16 protein-coding genes are annotated in these 17616 nt (G+C 41.7%); 12 read left to right on the forward strand and 4 right to left on the reverse strand.

Features of this window, described 5'->3' with window-relative positions; all coding sequences use genetic code 11:
* Positions 1–110: 110 nt before the first annotated feature.
* Positions 111–2639, reverse strand: coding sequence for a peptidoglycan glycosyltransferase/peptidoglycan DD-transpeptidase MrcA (mrcA, locus tag AAC147_RS09105; RefSeq protein ID WP_047680310.1), 2529 nt, complete (start codon positions 2637–2639; stop codon positions 111–113).
* Between the two features lie 135 nt (positions 2640–2774).
* Here mrcA and pilM point away from each other — a divergent pair, with 135 nt between their 5' ends.
* The 11 genes from pilM (at position 2775) to trpS (ending at position 12449) form a co-directional block, all read left to right on the forward strand.
* A complete protein-coding gene (pilM, locus tag AAC147_RS09110) occupies positions 2775–3677 on the forward strand; it encodes a pilus assembly protein PilM (RefSeq protein WP_047680312.1) in 903 nt (300 codons plus the stop codon).
* On the forward strand, positions 3674–4228 hold the full coding sequence (locus AAC147_RS09115) for a PilN domain-containing protein (RefSeq protein ID WP_047680314.1): 555 nt from the start codon (positions 3674–3676) through the stop codon (positions 4226–4228). The genes pilM and AAC147_RS09115 overlap by 4 nt, the downstream gene beginning before the upstream one ends.
* Positions 4218–4760, forward strand: coding sequence for a hypothetical protein (locus AAC147_RS09120; RefSeq protein ID WP_047680316.1), 543 nt, complete (start codon positions 4218–4220; stop codon positions 4758–4760). The genes AAC147_RS09115 and AAC147_RS09120 overlap by 11 nt, the downstream gene beginning before the upstream one ends.
* Positions 4760–5830, forward strand: coding sequence for a secretin N-terminal domain-containing protein (locus AAC147_RS09125; protein ID WP_047680318.1), 1071 nt, complete (start codon positions 4760–4762; stop codon positions 5828–5830). Before AAC147_RS09120 ends, AAC147_RS09125 begins: the two co-directional genes overlap by 1 nt.
* A 399-nt stretch (positions 5831–6229) precedes the next feature.
* Positions 6230–6751 (forward strand): shikimate kinase AroK, encoded by a 522-nt coding sequence (gene aroK / locus AAC147_RS09130; RefSeq protein WP_038260059.1) that lies wholly within the window; start codon positions 6230–6232, stop codon positions 6749–6751.
* 45 nt (positions 6752–6796) lie between these two features.
* Positions 6797–7885, forward strand: coding sequence for a 3-dehydroquinate synthase (gene aroB, locus AAC147_RS09135; protein ID WP_047680320.1), 1089 nt, complete (start codon positions 6797–6799; stop codon positions 7883–7885).
* Between the two features lie 213 nt (positions 7886–8098).
* A complete protein-coding gene (locus tag AAC147_RS09140) occupies positions 8099–9055 on the forward strand; it encodes an SPOR domain-containing protein (RefSeq protein ID WP_047680322.1) in 957 nt (318 codons plus the stop codon).
* 85 nt (positions 9056–9140) lie between these two features.
* On the forward strand, positions 9141–9959 hold the full coding sequence (gene dam, locus AAC147_RS09145) for an adenine-specific DNA-methyltransferase (protein WP_047680324.1): 819 nt from the start codon (positions 9141–9143) through the stop codon (positions 9957–9959).
* Between the two features lie 57 nt (positions 9960–10016).
* Positions 10017–10691 (forward strand): ribulose-phosphate 3-epimerase, encoded by a 675-nt coding sequence (gene rpe, locus AAC147_RS09150; protein ID WP_047680326.1) that lies wholly within the window; start codon positions 10017–10019, stop codon positions 10689–10691.
* Positions 10692–10705: 14 nt separating this feature from the next.
* Positions 10706–11410 (forward strand): phosphoglycolate phosphatase, encoded by a 705-nt coding sequence (locus AAC147_RS09155; RefSeq protein WP_047680349.1) that lies wholly within the window; start codon positions 10706–10708, stop codon positions 11408–11410.
* Positions 11411–11414: 4 nt separating this feature from the next.
* Positions 11415–12449 carry a tryptophan--tRNA ligase gene (trpS, locus tag AAC147_RS09160; protein ID WP_047680328.1) on the forward strand — a complete coding sequence of 345 codons (1035 nt, stop codon included), beginning with the start codon at positions 11415–11417 and terminating at the stop codon, positions 12447–12449.
* A 140-nt stretch (positions 12450–12589) separates the two neighbouring features.
* Here trpS and AAC147_RS09165 read toward each other — a convergent pair whose 3' ends face one another.
* The 3 genes from AAC147_RS09165 to sodA form a co-directional block, all read right to left on the reverse strand.
* Positions 12590–13681, reverse strand: a complete 1092-nt coding sequence (locus AAC147_RS09165) for a glycosyltransferase (RefSeq protein ID WP_156115338.1) — start codon at positions 13679–13681, stop codon at positions 12590–12592.
* Between the two features lie 205 nt (positions 13682–13886).
* Complete coding sequence (yiiM, locus tag AAC147_RS09170; protein ID WP_047680333.1) at positions 13887–14561, reverse strand: 6-hydroxyaminopurine reductase; 675 nt, start codon at positions 14559–14561, stop codon at positions 13887–13889.
* Between the two features lie 175 nt (positions 14562–14736).
* Positions 14737–15363 carry a superoxide dismutase [Mn] gene (gene sodA / locus AAC147_RS09175; RefSeq protein WP_047680335.1) on the reverse strand — a complete coding sequence of 209 codons (627 nt, stop codon included), beginning with the start codon at positions 15361–15363 and terminating at the stop codon, positions 14737–14739.
* A gap of 395 nt (positions 15364–15758) precedes the next feature.
* Here sodA and acs point away from each other — a divergent pair.
* On the forward strand, positions 15759–17616 hold a 1858-nt coding region (gene acs, locus AAC147_RS09180), incomplete at its 3' end, for an acetate--CoA ligase (RefSeq protein WP_047680337.1).

Genomic DNA, 17616 nt, shown 5'->3' on the forward strand with positions numbered 1-17616 from the left:
TAATGCCCATTTCTTATGACTATATAAAATTAATTAAACACCATTACCCAATATACATTAGAAAAATCTTTAACTTTATTTACTACCTAAGTGCTGGTATTTAAAAACAATCAGAACAGCTCATGGCTTTCGCCATTCTCTATCACTGTCGTTCCCGCCTCTGGTACGGTATATTCTGTCGGCTGCGTACCTTCAATAAAATATTCCTTACGGGTATTTGCCCCACCATTGGAGAGTTTGCCTGTCGCCCGATCAATTGTGACAGACACAATACCTTCTGGCGGTTCCATCTCTTTTTCCGCCACCCCTTCCAATGCCATTTTCATGAAATCATCCCAAATTGGCTGCGCCGTTTTCGCTCCACCTTCCCCTTTCAGAGCAGGTGTCCGTCCCAGACTTTTACTGTGCTCATCGAAACCAATCCAGACTGTCGCAACCCTATCTGGCCCATAACCTGAGAACCATGCATCTTTCGAGCTGTTGGTTGTCCCGGTTTTGCCGCCAATATCACGGCGCTTCAAATCACGAGCAGCACGCCAGCCTGTTCCCATCCAACCCGGCTCACCAAAGATATTGGTTTTCAGAGCGTCATGGATCAGAAACGCCAACGGTGTGCTGATAACATGCGGAGCATACTGCTGATCATCGGTATGCACATTAGGCGCGACACTTTCCAGATCCGGCTGAGGTAAAGCTGGCTCGGCAGAAAGATTGGAGTGGGCTACGTTTTCAATCGAATCTTCAGATAATTCAATGGAACGGGTGGTATCACCATAGATTACAGGAATATCGGTACACTGCGGACAAGCAATCTTCGGCTTCGCTTCAAACAGGACTTTTCCTTCATCATTCTCAATTTTGTTAATGAAATAAGGATCGACCAGATAACCACCATTTGCCATCACTGCATAACCACGCACTAATTGCATTGGTGTGAAAGAAGGAGACCCCAATGCCAACGACTCTGTGCGGACAACATTTTCACCCGGCAAACCAAAGCGTTTCAGGTAATCAGCAGCATAATCAACACCCATTGCACGCATAGCGCGCACCATCACCACGTTCTTGGATTGCCCCAATCCCTGACGCAGACGAATCGGACCATCATAGGTTGGTGGAGAGTTTTTGGGACGCCAGTCAGTACCCGCGCCTGCATCCCAACGGCTGATAGGTGCATCGTTAAGCAACGATGCCAGTGTCAGACCTTTATCCATCGCAGCGGTATACAGGAACGGTTTGATATTGGAGCCAACCTGACGCAACGATTGAGTTACGCGGTTAAATTTACTCAATTCAAAATTAAATCCACCGACCAATGCTTCTATCGCACCATTCATCGGGTTGATGGAAACCAGCGCAGCATTAACTTCCGGTAATTGAGCCAGCCACCAGATGTCATTGACTTTCCTGACCCAAATCTGTTCACCGGTTCGAATGACTTCATTAACACTTTGCGGTGGAGGCCCTTGCAGATTGTCTGTCTTAAATCGACGCGCCCAGTGAACTCCCGCCATAGTCAGTTCAACTTTACTGCCATCCGTCAATATGGCTTCTGCCTGAGTTGCATCGGATTTCGTCACAACAGCAGGTAACAAAGGATCATATTTCTGCAAAGTTTTCAGTTTATCGATGATCTGAGACTGGCTCCATGCTGGTTGACCAGCTTTCCATAACACTTCCTGAGCACCGCGATAACCATGACGGACATCATAATCAATCACATTGGTACGAACAGCATCAACAGCCGCCAGTTGGGGTTTACGTGTAATCGTGGTATAGACCTTATAGCCATCCGTATAGGCATTTTCACCATAACGGTTAATCATTTCCTGCCTTACCATTTCAGTCAGGTAAGGCGCAGAGAAAACAATTTGCGGAGTGTGGTAACGGGCAATTAATTTCTCACTTCTTGCCTGATAATATTGTTGTTGAGTGATGTATCCCTCCTCCAGCATACGCCCCAATACCACATTGCGGCGATTAAGCGCCCGCTCATGAGAATAGAGTGGGTTAAAGGTAGAAGGCGCTTTCGGCAATCCGGCAATCATCGCCATTTCACCCAAAGTCAATTCATTAACGTTTTTGCCAAAATAGACATGTGCTGCGGCACCGACACCATAAGCACGATAACCAAGGTAGATTTTGTTGAGATATAGCTCAAGAATTTCATCTTTGGTTAACAATTGCTCAATTTTAATCGCCAGAAACGCTTCTTTAGCCTTACGTATCAAAGTCTTTTCCGGACTGAGGAAAAAGTTCCTCGCAAGTTGCTGAGTAATAGTACTTGCCCCCTGAGAAGCATGACCAGAAGTCATCACAACTGAGACCGCACGGATAATACCTATCGGATCAACACCATGGTGTTCATAAAAACGGCTATCTTCCGTGGCAATAAAGGCTTTCACCATTAAAGGCGGTATTTCGGACAAGGTCAGCGGCAAACGACGTTTTTCACCATATTGGGCAATAAGTTCGCCATCAGCACTGAATACCTGCATTGGTGTCTGTAATCGGACATCCTTTAAAGTCGCGACATCTGGCAACTGTGGTTCGATATATTTGTACAAACCCAAAATCGAGACGGTTCCCAATAAAATGCAAACAACGACAAGGATCAAAAAATACTTTATGAACTTCACCTGAAATTTCTCACGCCATGTTAATGAGGCAATTTATAAACGATTAGTACGTAGTATAAAGGCTATACAACACAATGAATATGTCCTTTCATTTAATAACAACTTGTCACTCATCACTGATAAGGAGATCACGACATGTACCCATCAAGATGGTATATCGGATTGGATATCCATGAACATTACATTCGGGCAATCGCGGCTATTAAACGCCGCAATGGCTGGCAACTCCGTCATTGCTGGCAATACTCTTTATTTAATAAGTTACCGTTATTTAATGAAATACCATTATTAAAAGACACACCACACGGCACTGTCTCAGGAGGATGGTTACAGCACCCTGAAAAATTACAGCATATTCTAATGCAATGGCGTCAAATATTACCTAACAAGATTAAATTAAGACTGGCCCTGCCTGTTCAGCAAACCCTACAGAAACAGATTGCTTTGCCTCACCACATCTCATTACAGGAGCCTGAACTCGGATGGTTTGTTCACGCCAACGCTGAAAAACAATTTCCTGTCACTGATCTTGCCCTGGATTATCGGGTTCATGGTCAGCAAATCTGCATCAGTGCAACCCGACAAAAAGATCTCAACTTCTGGATTGAACTGCTCGCAGAAATTGGTTTATTCCCTGATGCCATTGATATTGCGCCCTGTGCATTACGTTATGCAGCAGAATCTGCCGGTATTCCCAATGACAGCTGGTTGATCCATAAACGGATAACTGACTGGCTGTGGGTCGCTCCAGCTAATCTCCCTTTTAATTATGGATTGATCTCAACCCAGTCTCATCCATTTCTGGCACAAGTTATTAACCAGTTACCCATTACAACAGAGAGTAAAAATCACACCATTTACTACAGTGACGAACAATCTACTGATATCAATAAAGAAAAACAGCAAACCGTACCCAAAGAACCCGTTGACGTCTGGCATATGCTGGCAGCATTTCGCCATTATCAGCCTCCACTGCCGACACAAACAGATGCTTTCGTTATAGCTGCCGGGCTGGCTCTCAGACCGGATGACCAATGATGTATCAGGTTAATTTCTTGCCCTGGCGTCAGGCAAAACTTAAACGCCAATACTGGAAATGGGGATTATTTCTTGGCCTGCAATTGATTCTATGGGGGGCTTTTTTCATATTTATCTCAATACAACAGCAGCAGAAAATCGAACAATATCACGTTCGATTTGCCCAAAATAGCCAGCAACTTGAGCAAATAAAACAAATTATCAATGAAACAGAACAAGCGGTTCATCATCACCATCAGTTGACCCAACAAGTCAGGAAAAAACAGATATTCATGGAACAGAATCAACGATATTTACAACTCTTTCGCCAACTTCCTCATTTATTACCGGAAAAAAGCTGGCTTACTGCTTTCAGTGATGACACCGGGCAATTAGTTTTTGCAGCCAACAGCCAAAGTTATGAAGATGTCTCCAATTTATTGGATAACCTGACAGGTAATACTTCACTTATCAATGTCCAGTTGAAAAAAATGACCACCACATCTGAGGATTATCTTAAGGTATTCACCATTGATGCAGACTGGTTGATGGGAGACAGAAATGAGAAATAATTATCTTGTGTGGCTATTTCGCCCCATATGGCAGTTATTTTTATTGCAGCAATTGGTGATCATTCCTCTTATATTGGGCTTCTATTTTTTTGTTTGGCAAAAGAGTGAAGATGTCATTCATTCTCTTCAAGTTAAACTGACAGAACAAAAAAATGATCTCGCCTTATCTCAAAACCAATTTTCCGCATTACCTAACCTGACTGAGCTCCACCAGCAGATCCAACAAATAACAGTCAAACTCGGCCAGAACGGCCATATCTCATCGCCGCTAAAAACTACCGTACTTAAACGACTCCACCAGCCTTTGGTCAATTCCGGGAGTCAACTCATGGAATGGAAAAGCATCAAAGAAGGGGATCAGGTTTTATGGCATATCATACTGTCACTGACCTATGAACAATTACTCCGTTTCATCAATGAGATTCAGCAATTACAACCTATCTTGCTGATAAAACATCTCACGATCACACCTGCCGATAATAGTCTGACTGTCCGTATGGTGCTGAAAGATATTGGCTATGAGGAAAAATGATGAATTGTCGTGCTTTCGCTTTACTGGCCTTCCTGCTCCTGACTTTTTCCTGTTTCGCCGAAGAAATAGAACCGGAAGAAACAACTTATTCAATGACAGTGAGAGATCCTTTTCAGCCGCCAAAAAATAACCTAGATGAAGAAGTTCAGTTCTTCCCGACAGATCAAGAAGAACAAGAAATAGAATATCAGGTTATTCCTCTGCAATACGCCGATGCCGGACAAATAACAGAACAATTACAAAAAAACACGCCTGCCTTACTGACAAAATGGGGAAAAGTGGAACATGATAATTTAACGAATAGTTTGATATTAGAAGATAAGTTTGATGCTATCACTCGCATCAAAAACTGGCTGAAAGAAGTGGACACACCACAGCAACAAGTGCAAATCACAGCCCATATTGTCACGAGCAGCAGAGAAGCATTACATGAGCTAGGTATTCACTGGGGTATCGCAGCCGATCCACAAAATCGCTCACTCGGTCTCAACCGCTTGAACCTGCATCAACCCGCAGGAAATCAAAGCCACCGATTAGTACTGAACACTGCCCGCATCCATGCAAATCTGTTAGAAATGGAACTCAGCGCCCTGGAGCAGGAAAATCAACTGGATATCATCGCCAGCCCACGTCTGACCGCTTCACATCAACAACCCGCCAGTATCAAACAGGGTTCTGATATCCCTTATCTCGTTCAGAATAAAAACAAAACAACTATTCAATTCAAGGAGGCAGTATTAGGCATGGAAGTAACTCCACACATTTTAAGGCAAGGAAAAATCCGGTTAATGTTGAAAATCAGCCAGAATGCGCCCGGCCTTCCTATTAATCAGGGAGGGAATGAAAATCTGGCTATCGATAAACAGGAAATTATGACACAAGTTACCGTCAGAAACGGCGAAACCCTCATTCTGGGTGGAATTTTCCAACAGAAAAAAGGCGCCAGTACACAAAAAGTTCCTTACTTATCAGACATTCCTCTGTTGGGATCATTATTTAGCCAGCAAGGAGAACGGCATAGTCGAAGGGAGCTCGTAATTTTTATTACACCTCAACTGGACAATATTTGATCAATTTAAAATATATACATATTTATCAGTTAGTTGATAAAGGTCTCTGTGCTTTTTCTACCATATTGCTGGTTATTTTTCTTGGTCTGACCTGTTTATGGATTTGACGCTGAGAGTAATTTAGCATACAAGGTTTACCTAATTGAGTGAGCAGGTCTCTCATCACCAGTAAGAGCCTATCGGAATATACACAGGTAGGATCATAATCAGCCGAAAAAGCATGAACCTTACTTCACAGGTTCGTGCAAATTTATATAGTTGCAATATAGGCTGATGTATTGAGATAATTTTTCTATCTGATCTCACATTCTCACTCATGAGGTTTCAGTTTAGGTCCCGCGGCTAATCTGATTGGCGGGGCGGGTTATCATTAACAAATATCTTAGTAATACCAAAAACATGGCAGAGAAACGCAATATCTTTCTGGTTGGGCCTATGGGTGCCGGCAAAAGCACTATTGGTCGTCAGTTAGCTCAGCAACTCAATATGGAGTTTTACGACTCTGATCAAGAAATTGAGCGACGTACCGGAGCTGACGTGGGCTGGGTATTCGATGTGGAAGGCGAAGAAGGCTTCCGTGAACGCGAAGAAAAAATAATTAACGAACTGACTGAGAAACAAGGCATTGTATTGGCAACTGGGGGTGGTTCAGTTAAATCAAAAGAAACCCGCAATCGTCTGTCTGCCCGTGGTGTGGTCGTCTATTTAGAAACAACCATAGAAAAACAGTTAGCTCGTACCCAGCGCGACAAAAAACGCCCTTTACTTCAAGTTGATGCACCAGCACGTGAAGTTTTAGAAAATCTGGCTGATGAGCGCAATCCTCTTTATGAGGAAATTGCTGACCTGACTATACGTACAGATGAGCAAAGTGCCAAAGTTGTAGCTAACCAAATTATTGAGCTATTGGAAAAAAATTGATCTTTGCGGACTCGCTCCGCAGCACACGATAAGGCGAAAGCTGATATGGAACAAGTGATTGTTACGTTAGGTGAAAGAAGCTATCCGATTACCATCGCCCAAGGGCTGTTTTCCAGCAGTGAAGCATTCAAGCCCCTGCAATCTGGTCAGCAGGTCATGATAGTGACCAATGAAACACTGGCACCCCTGTATCTTGAACAGGTGAAATCCACATTGCAGAGTATGGGTCTTCAGGTAAATGAAGTTATCTTGCCTGACGGTGAACAATACAAATCACTTCTTGTGCTCAATGATATATTTTCTGCCTTACTGGAAAATAATCACGCTCGTGACACAACGCTTATCGCTCTCGGTGGTGGTGTCATCGGTGATATGACGGGGTTTGCTGCCGCCAGCTATCAACGCGGCATTCGTTTCATTCAGATACCCACCACTCTACTTTCTCAGGTTGACTCTTCCGTTGGCGGAAAAACAGGGGTCAACCATCCCCTTGGTAAAAACATGATTGGGGCTTTTTACCAACCTGCCTCCGTTGTTATTGATCTCAATTGTTTAAATACCCTGCCAGCCCAAGAGTTGTATGCCGGTTTAGCGGAAGTGATCAAATATGGCGTGATTCTGGATGGTGAGTTTTTTAGCTGGCTTGAAGACAATATTGAGAAATTAATCGCTCTTGATCATCAGGCAATGGCTTACTGTATTCGTCGTTGCTGTGAACTGAAGGCATTTGTCGTCGCAGCAGATGAATATGAACGCAGTGGAATGCGGTCTTTATTAAATCTCGGCCATACTTTCGGACATGCCATTGAAGCGGAAATGGGTTATGGTGTCTGGCTGCATGGTCAAGCAGTCGCTGCGGGTATGGTAATGGCTGCACGAGCGTCTGAACTTGTTGGAACATTTTCCAGTCAGGATACACAACGTATTATCAACTTGCTGGAAAGAGCAAAACTCCCTGTTCACGGCCCGGCAATCATGTCCCCTGAAGATTATTTACCTCATATAATGCGTGATAAAAAAGTATCAGCGGGTAAACTTCGTCTGATTTTGCCTAAGGTTATAGGGGAAGCAGAACTTCGTTCTGATATCAGTACAAACGTCATATTAGATGCCATTCGACGTTGCAGAGAGTGATCCATCATTTTCTAGCTGTTTGCTATAAAATAGCTACATTGATAGATACACCTGATAGCTTTCAAGTTGCCGCCAACAAAGAGGCAACTTGAAAGATAAAGGGTATAATACACTATCAGTTTTATTACCGGTTTTAGTTAGGTCAGGCTGCCAAACCTATAGACCAAACCTATAGAATAGTAATTGGCAGTATTATCTCGACTGGGAGGGCATATGGACGAATTAAAATCAGAAAATAAGCAAGAAACAAAAAACGAATTTAAACCTGATGCTTCTGATCGCCGCCCTCCGCGATCACGAACTCAAAACCAACGCCCAAAGCTGGCAGTATCGCGTCAACAAATGATGATTGGGGTCGGTATACTGGTGCTTTTACTACTGATTATCGCTATCAGTTCTGCCCTGAAATCCCCAACCGAGCATGAAAAACAGCAATCACAGAATTCAGTCGAGAAAAATATCGATCTGCCAGGCTCTCCATCATCTTCTACTAACACGCAAGCGACTAATGCGCAAAATAGTATGCAGGGAAATCCATCTGAACCTGCCACATCGACATCGCCAACAAATAATCCGCGCGAAATCGGTATGCCACCAATCAGCAGTACACCTAGTCAAGATCCCGCTCCTGCAACAACCGGAACGGGTGGCTACAACCAACGCATAGAGTTACCTGGCGATATTTCTGATGCTTTAAATCAACAACAGAGCAACATTAACGATACTGTGCAAAAAAATACGGCACAAAAAAATCTGTCATCATCACAAAATAACCCGGTAAAACAAACGGTAATCCCGCCGGAAGAACAGAAAAAAACTGAAAAGGTTGCACCTCCCAAAATAGAAAAAACAGACAAGCAGCACAAGGAAACAGCTAAACCTGCCATCATTGATGACTTACTGAAAGTACCTGCAAATCGGTTTACACTTCAATTGAGTAGCGCAAGTCGCTCTGATACCTTGATCGCTTTTGCGAAAAAGAATAACCTTGTTAATTACAAGGTTTATGAAACCAAACGTAATGATAAAACATGGTTTATTTTGATCTACGGTAGCTACAACTCCGCTTCTGAGGCCAAAAAGGCAATTTCTTTACTCCCTACAGACATTCAGACTCAAAAACCCTGGGTGAGAAAACTACAACAGGTTCATCAAGATCTGAAAAAATAAAACTATTTTTATTAGGCGCTGATATGCTGTCCTAAACAGAGTACAATCTGCGGCTCTGAAATTATTGAATACTTTATTTGGCGGCATGAAAAAAAAACGCGCTTTCTTAAAATGGGCCGGTGGAAAATACCCTTTGGTGGATGACATTAAACGTTATCTGCCAGAGGGCGAGCGCTTAATTGAGCCATTTGTTGGCGCAGGTTCGGTATTCCTGAATACCGATTATGATTCTTACATCTTATCAGATATCAACAGTGATCTAATCAACCTGTACAACACAGTAAAATCCAGTGCGGATGAATTTATTGGTCATGTCCGTCCCTTATTTTCACCAGAGTTCAACACGTCTGAGATCTTCTATCACCTGAGAGAAGAGTTCAACAACAGTAAAGACCCATTCTATCGCAGTGTGTTGTTTCTGTACCTTAATCGCCACTGTTATAATGGCCTTTGCCGCTATAACTCACGGGGCGAGTTTAACGTTCCTTTCGGGCGCTATAAAAAACCGTATTTTCCGGAAGATGAGTTGTACTGGTTTGCCGAAAAATCCCAAAAGGCCTCTTTTATCTGCCAGCATTACGGAATCGCACTAACTAAAGCGCCAAAAGGCTCAGTCGTTTATTGCGATCCACCTTATGCGCCTCTTTCAGCAACGGCAAATTTTACAGCCTACCATACAAATAGTTTTAACCTCCTGGATCAGGAAAATCTGGCGCGGCTCGCCTATAATCTCTCGTCGCAACAGGATATCCCCGTACTTATATCCAATCATGACACGCCGATGACACGGGAATGGTATCATCAAGCTTCCCTTTACATTGTTAAAGCCCGCCGGACAATAAGTAGAAATATTCTTGCCCGCAGTAAAGTTGATGAGCTTTTGGCGTTATACTGCCAGAAGTGATTGAGGTTTCCTGCCCCTGAAATAACGGGGATAAACAATGAATTGGAGAAGAGAATAATGAAGAAAGATTTTCTGATTGCCCCATCCATTCTATCCGCAGATTTTGCCCGTCTGGGTGAAGATACCGCAAAGGTATTGGCAGCAGGTGCTGATGTTGTGCACTTTGACGTTATGGATAACCATTACGTTCCGAACCTGACAATTGGCCCGATGGTCTGTCAGGCTCTGCGCAATTATGGTATTACCGCTCCGATTGATGTTCACCTGATGGTAAAACCTGTTGATCGCATTATCCCCGATTTTGCCAAAGCAGGTGCAACCTATATCACTTTCCATCCAGAAGCGAGCGAGCATGTTCACCGAACGCTGCAACTGATTAAAGATCATGGTTGTAAAGCGGGTTTGGTTTTCAATCCGGCAACATCTCTCAGCTACCTTGATTATGTTATGGATAAACTGGATGTCATTTTGTTGATGTCAGTTAACCCTGGTTTCGGCGGTCAATCTTTCATTCCAGAAACCCTGAACAAACTGCGTCAGGTACGCAAACTTATTGATGAAAGTGGATACAATATTCGCCTTGAAATTGATGGTGGTATCAAAGCCAACAATATTGCCGCAGCAGCTCAGGCCGGGGCGGATATGTTCGTCGCAGGCTCCGCTATTTTCAGTCAACCTGACTATAAAACGGTTATTGATGAGATGCGCCGTGAATTATCAACAGTAGCATAATGGCAGACAACATGATGGGAAAAAATGTAGTTAAAAACATTCGGGCCATTGCATTTGATCTGGATGGAACACTGACCGACAGTGCCGGTGGCCTGGCCGATGCTCTAGATCAGGCACTGACTGTCAAAGGATTGCCCACAGCAGGCAAAGAACGCGTTGCGGTTTGGGTGGGTAATGGCGCAGATATCATGGTTGAACGCGCATTGAAATGGGCGACGGTGGAATTTACCCCAGAACTGCATCATGAAATCCGCGAACTGTTTGATAAATTCTATAAAACCACCGTCACAACAGGCAGCACACTCTTTCCTCATGTCAAAGAAACGTTGGCAGAGCTGGCAAAACATAACCTGCCGATGGCGATTGTCACTAACAAGCCAACACCTTTTATTGCACCATTGCTGGAATCATTAGGTATCAGTGAATATTTTTCACTGGTACTAGGTGGTGACGATGTTAAACAGAAAAAACCGCATCCGGCACCACTGTATCTGACAATGGGCATGTTTGGTCTACATAAGGAAGAATTGCTTTTCGTTGGTGATTCACGTAATGATATTTTGGCTGCACAGGCAGCAGGTTGTCCTTGTGTTGGCTTGACCTATGGATATAACTATGGGGAATCTATAGCATTAAGTCGTCCGAATTATGTATTAGACAATTTCTCGGATTTAATCCCAACAATTGGACTATCAATTTTGAACTTACAGGAAGCGTAATAAAATGAATGAACCCACTGCAATGAAATCAAACGCACAAAAACCCATTGTATTCAGCGGCGCACAACCCTCCGGTGAATTGACCATCGGTAACTACATGGGGGCGTTACGTCAGTGGGTTAAAATGCAGGATGAATATGATTGCATCTACTGTATCGTTAATCAACATTCTATTACCGTACGCCAAGATCCCGAAGAACTGAAAAAACGCACACTGGATACGCTGGCACTTTACCTTGCTTGTGGCATTGATCCAAAGAAAAGCACTATTTTCGTTCAGTCACATGTTCCACAACATACTCAACTGGCTTGGGTATTAAACTGTTACACCTATTTCGGCGAACTCAGCCGCATGACTCAATTTAAGGATAAATCAGCCCGTTATCCAGAAAACATTAATGCTGGTTTATTTGAATATCCTGTCCTGATGGCTTCTGATATTTTACTTTACCAAGCCAATCAGATCCCTGTTGGCATTGACCAGAAACAGCATCTTGAACTGACCCGTGATTTAGCACTGCGCTTTAATGCCTTATACGGCGACATTTTCACTGTACCAGAACCATTCATTCCGAAAGGCGGTGCACGCGTGATGTCATTGCAAGATCCAAATAAGAAAATGTCAAAATCAGATGATAACCGTAATAACGTGATTGCTCTGCTGGAAGATCCAAAATCGGTTGCTAAGAAAATCAAACGTGCAGTTACTGATTCCGAAGAACCACCTCGTGTACGTTATGATCTGGAAAATAAGCCTGGTGTTTCCAATTTGTTGGATATACTTTCTGGCGTCACAGGTAAAACAATTCCTGAACTGGAAGCCGAATTTGAAGGAAAAATGTACGGTCATCTGAAAGGTGCAGTAGCAGATGCAGTATGTGAAATGCTGGCAGGTTTACAAGAACGTTTCCATCATTTCCGTAATGATGAGGTTCTACTTAACCAAATAATGGCAGAAGGCGCAGCTAAAGCACAAGCTCGTGCTCAGGCGACTCTGGATAAGGTCTATGAGGCGGTTGGGTTTATTGCTCATCCGTAATCATGTTATACCCAATGGATTTCAAGATACAGCTAACAAATCTGAAACTTGAAAGACGACGGGTATTTTTATTATTTATTGCCAAAGGAGATCAATATATCTCCTTTGTTTTTTGTCTGTTGATGTAGTTAATGTTTTAGTTACCATTTTAATTTTTTGAATCGAAGCATAATATCATTATTTGTTACATTAGATGCAGAAGGAAATTCTGTATCATCATGCAGAATAACACGATCTTTCCTTTCACGTCTCCATTTTGCACTTGCATCTACACGTTTAAAAATATTTTCGTTTTCTTTCTCAAATCTAAAATGTTTAGAAGGCCTTTTATCTCTTCTTTCTCGATCAATTGTATATAAATGATTTTTATAAGTATCAGGTCCTGTATTCATACCTACTTCAAAACGAAAATCACATAATACTCGTGAAGTCGCCCAAGTATCATTTCTTTCTTCTTCATTAGCCTCATTACATGGATTTCTACACTCTCTAAAATATTTTAACTTTCTAATACTAGTGGGATTTTTATATTTATCATCTCTCTTAAGCATGTTGGATGAAAATCTTTCACTCATAGAAATTAAAATACTCTCAATTTCTTTTGAGCCAATATTAGCAGCAAGAATTGCAGTACCACCAAAAGAATTGACCTTCCAGGATTTTCCTCTAACATCACCAAAAGCAACGCCTAATGGTGCATCAACATTTCTAAATTTAGCCTCTTGAGAAATATTTTTAATACTTGCCTCCTCCAATTCAACATCAACATCCAGGTAAATACCTCCTTCTAAATATAAAATAACCGAACGCGCAATATCACTTGACATTCCATAATTATGATAGTATCCATTGATATTCCTATAAAACATAGACTTCAAGAATATAATATTTTTATGCAAATGTATAAGTTTTTTATGTACAGTGTCAAAAGCTTCATCTATATCTCTAATAAAAAAAGTATTAGATTTATAATTTAATTTTTGTATTTTCTCTTTTCCTCCAATCTTATCAAACTCACATCCAAATAACTCACCTACATTAATTACACCAAATTTACTATCAATGTTTTCTATTATATTATTAAATGTTCTTGTCATTAATGATTTATTAATAACCCATAAATGCACTTCAAAACCCTGGTTGTGCGTTTTCATTTCAATAATATTTCTCATAAACTTTTCTGGTATATTTTTACCAGTCCAGAAATAGTGAATTTTATTTGGTATATTCACAAATCATCTCTTCATTATTATTAATGTTTTAATTTTGATTGAATTTATATTTTTTACAGAATCAGAAATTCGTATGGCTAATCTATTTTAATAGTGTAAATACACATTTTTGTGATATTTATCACATTTAAAAAATAAGTATGACGATAACAAGAATCTGGTTATCGTCAATTGTGCTCTGACAATATATTGTTTGACGATTTTCTTAATTATTTCCAAATAAACGACGATTGAAGTCCTCTATTTTTCCATGCAATATCCGCTTTTGCATCGTCAGACTCCAGCCAGCAGATAACCCTGCTGCCCCCATTAAACGTTGGTATTGTTCTCCATCAAATGGGCTATGGAAAGCAATAGAAATAGCATCCTTAACAGAAACATCACTATTTCGACTGAGTAATTTTAGTGGTTCAACAGCACTGACAAAACCTGAAGAGATGACCCGATATAACCAACCACAATACCCTTTATCTTGCATCATGGCTGCAAAATTCGCAATTCCAGTAATAAGATTAAGTTTGTAGCAAGGAGAACGGGGTTGTGTCACCTGAATAATTGCTTCTCCCCACTGGAAAATATCCCCAATATAAACATTCTCTTCTGTCATACCTTCCGTTGATATGTTTTCACCAAATAAGGGAGATACAAATAATTCCACTAATTCAGGAAATTGCCTTTTCCAAAAGAGGTAATGTTCCATAGGATAATGACAAAGCGCGCGATCAGGACCGCCATGAAAACGAGTCTCTGCCTGTTCATCTCCTTCCAGACCAAGAGAGGTTAGCTGTAAGCGTCCATTCACCAGCAGTTTGTTGATTGCACTGAAACCCCACTTTTCGGAAGATGTTATTTTACCTCTATATACCTGTGGGTAATACATTTCTATTTCTCCTCAATAGGCTAATATAAATATTATCCTGACCAAATAAACGCGCCAAGCTTCATCTTTTTGCCCTTTTAAAGCAGAAAAGATGTCAAATGATAGCGAATATTATGAGCAATAAAAATGCTGACCCCACAGTGATCAGCATTATTAAGAGAGGGATTTTTAGAACTTATTCCATTTTTTCTTCGTAACGTTTTGCCGCTTCTTCCCAATTTACGACATGCCAAAATGCCTTAATATAGTCGGGGCGACGGTTTTGATACTTCAGATAATAAGCATGTTCCCACACATCCAATCCCAAAATAGGATAACCAGAAGTACCAGAAATCTCTTCACCCATCAATGGGCTATCCTGATTTGCAGTAGAAACAACGTCAAGTTTGCCATCTTCTTTTAAGACTAACCAGGCCCACCCGGAGCCAAAACGGGTTGCGGCTGCTTGTTCAAATTTTTCTTTGAAAGCATCAACGCTACCGAAATCCCTTTCTATTGCTGCTTTTAATGCACCAGATAAAGTTGTCCCTAATTTCAAACCCTTCCAGAACAGACTATGGTTTAAATGACCTCCTGCATTATTACGCATGAAAGTACGTTTATCCTCAGGAACTTCATCAAGCCGCTGAACGAGTTCATCAATCTCCAGACAGGCTAGTTCTGGACAGGCTTCTAATGCAGTATTGGTATTTGTAACGTAGGTTTGATGGTGTTTGGTGTGATGAATCATCATCGTTTGTTTATCGAAATGCGGCTCTAGCGCGTCATAAGGATATGGTAGAGAAGGTAATGAATGGCTCATGTCATATCTCCAGTTGTTTTTAAAATATACACACCTTTTATTTATTGGGTATGAGGCTCACACCTTGTGAACTGCCAGATTATTATAGTGAATTGAACGATAATGAAAATGATTATCAATTCCATATTATAACTATGGTTTCTTTTTAATTTTTCTTTTAATGTGTTTCTCAGATGAAATAACTAAATAAAATCCATCGGTTAGTGTATTTGTTTAAATAATGAAATTATTAATGACAATTAATTTTCACAAATACGCCGCACTAAATGATCATCTCATGAAATTCATTCTTTCCAATTGCGTGATCTTCCGCGCAAAAAAGAAACAAAATTTCTTCTTACACTTTAGTTAACCTTGTTTTGACATAGTATTAACAATTGCAAGGAGATAAAAATATGACTCAAATAATCAAGCACCCTATTCCTGCTGACATTGCAGAAACAGCCCTGATAAACAAGCAACAATATATGCAAGACTACCAATGGTCACTACAAGATCCTGAAGGGTTCTGGGGTGAGAAAGGTAAGATACTGGATTGGATAAGACCTTATACCAAGGTTAAAAACAGTTCTTTTGACCCCGGACACATCAGTATCCGTTGGTTTGAAGATGGAACACTGAATCTAAGTGCTAACTGCCTTGACCGCCATTTACAAGAACGTGGTGATCAGACTGCCATTATCTGGGAAGGAGATAATCCCGCTGAATCCAGACATGTTACGTATCAAGAGCTATATCACGATGTCTGTCAATTCGCTAATGCATTGAAAAAAATTGGGATTAAAAAAGGTGATGTCGTTGCTATCTATATGCCAATGGTGCCGGAAGCTGCCGTTGCTATGCTGGCCTGTGCCCGGATTGGCGCAATTCACTCGGTGATTTTCGGTGGTTTTTCTCCTGATGCAATTTCTGGTCGGGTTATCGATTCAAATGCCAAATTAATTATTACTGCTAATGAAGGCATACGAGCCGGACGAACTGTTCCACTGAAAAAAAATGTTGATGAAGCACTGAGCAATCCAACCGTGACAAGTGTTACCAATGTTGTTGTTTTTAAACGGACAGATAATGCAACAAGCTGGCAAACCGAACGTGATTTATGGTGGCATGAATTAACTGATGGGATGAATACAGACTGTCCGGCCGAAGAGATGAATGCAGAAGATCCGCTATTTATTCTTTATACTTCCGGCTCCACAGGTAAACCCAAAGGTGTTCTGCATACCACTGGTGGTTATCTGGTCTACGCGTCTTTGACGTTCAAATATACGTTTGATTACCGTCCTGGTGAAGTTTATTGGTGTACAGCCGATATCGGTTGGGTAACAGGTCATAGCTATCTGTTGTATGGCCCGCTATCTTGTGGTGCAACATCCGTGATGTTTGAAGGTGTACCGAACTATCCTGATGTGAATCGTCTCAGCCAGGTTGTTGATAAACACCAGGTGAATATCCTCTATACTGCGCCAACGGCTATTCGTGCATTAATGGCCGAAGGGGACAAAGCTATTGAAGGAACCAAACGCACATCATTGCGCATCATGGGATCTGTAGGCGAACCCATCAACCCGGAAGCCTGGGAATGGTATTACAAAAAAATAGGTAATGGTAAATGCCCTATTGTCGATACATGGTGGCAAACGGAAACGGGTGGTTTCATGATTACACCATTACCTGGAGCAACTGCTCTCAAAGCAGGATCAGCGACTCTGCCATTCTTCGGCATTAGCCCCGCATTAGTAGATAACTCAGGTGGCATTCTGAGTGGTGAATGCGAGGGGAATCTTGTTATTACCGATTCATGGCCGGGACAAGCCAGGACTCTATTTGGCGATCATGATCGTTTTGAGCAAACATATTTTTCTACCTTCAAAGGGGCATATTTCAGTGGCGATGGTGCCAGACGTGATGAAGACGGCTATTACTGGATTACTGGCCGCGTTGATGATGTGCTGAATATTTCAGGCCATCGATTGGGTACTGCTGAGATTGAATCGGCTCTGGTAGCTCATCCTAAAATCGCGGAGGCAGCCGTTGTTGGTATCCCTCACCATATCAAAGGACAAGCTATTTACGCTTATGTCACATTAATTCACGGTGAAGAACCTTCTCCTGAGCTGTATAGCGATGTCAAAAATTGGGTACGAAAAGAAATCGGCCCAATTGCAACCCCTGATATTCTTCACTGGACAGATTCTCTACCCAAAACGCGTTCAGGAAAGATTATGCGACGGATTTTGCGCAAAATCGCTT

It is taken from the genome of Xenorhabdus sp. NBAII XenSa04 (assembly GCF_963866145.1).
Classification (GTDB): Bacteria; Pseudomonadota; Gammaproteobacteria; order Enterobacterales; family Enterobacteriaceae; genus Xenorhabdus; species Xenorhabdus indica.

Coding starts and splice junctions, on each gene's coding strand:
- pilM (WP_047680312.1), top strand. CDS start 2,775: ATGTACCCATCAAGATGGTATATCGGATTGGATATCCATGAACATTAC.
- AAC147_RS09115 (WP_047680314.1), top strand. CDS start 3,674: ATGATGTATCAGGTTAATTTCTTGCCCTGGCGTCAGGCAAAACTTAAA.
- AAC147_RS09120 (WP_047680316.1), top strand. CDS start 4,218: ATGAGAAATAATTATCTTGTGTGGCTATTTCGCCCCATATGGCAGTTA.
- AAC147_RS09125 (WP_047680318.1), top strand. CDS start 4,760: ATGAATTGTCGTGCTTTCGCTTTACTGGCCTTCCTGCTCCTGACTTTT.
- aroK (WP_038260059.1), top strand. CDS start 6,230: ATGGCAGAGAAACGCAATATCTTTCTGGTTGGGCCTATGGGTGCCGGC.
- aroB (WP_047680320.1), top strand. CDS start 6,797: ATGGAACAAGTGATTGTTACGTTAGGTGAAAGAAGCTATCCGATTACC.
- AAC147_RS09140 (WP_047680322.1), top strand. CDS start 8,099: ATGGACGAATTAAAATCAGAAAATAAGCAAGAAACAAAAAACGAATTT.
- dam (WP_047680324.1), top strand. CDS start 9,141: ATGAAAAAAAAACGCGCTTTCTTAAAATGGGCCGGTGGAAAATACCCT.
- rpe (WP_047680326.1), top strand. CDS start 10,017: ATGAAGAAAGATTTTCTGATTGCCCCATCCATTCTATCCGCAGATTTT.
- AAC147_RS09155 (WP_047680349.1), top strand. CDS start 10,706: ATGGGAAAAAATGTAGTTAAAAACATTCGGGCCATTGCATTTGATCTG.
- trpS (WP_047680328.1), top strand. CDS start 11,415: ATGAATGAACCCACTGCAATGAAATCAAACGCACAAAAACCCATTGTA.
- yiiM (WP_047680333.1), bottom strand. CDS start 14,561: ATGTATTACCCACAGGTATATAGAGGTAAAATAACATCTTCCGAAAAG.
- sodA (WP_047680335.1), bottom strand. CDS start 15,363: ATGAGCCATTCATTACCTTCTCTACCATATCCTTATGACGCGCTAGAG.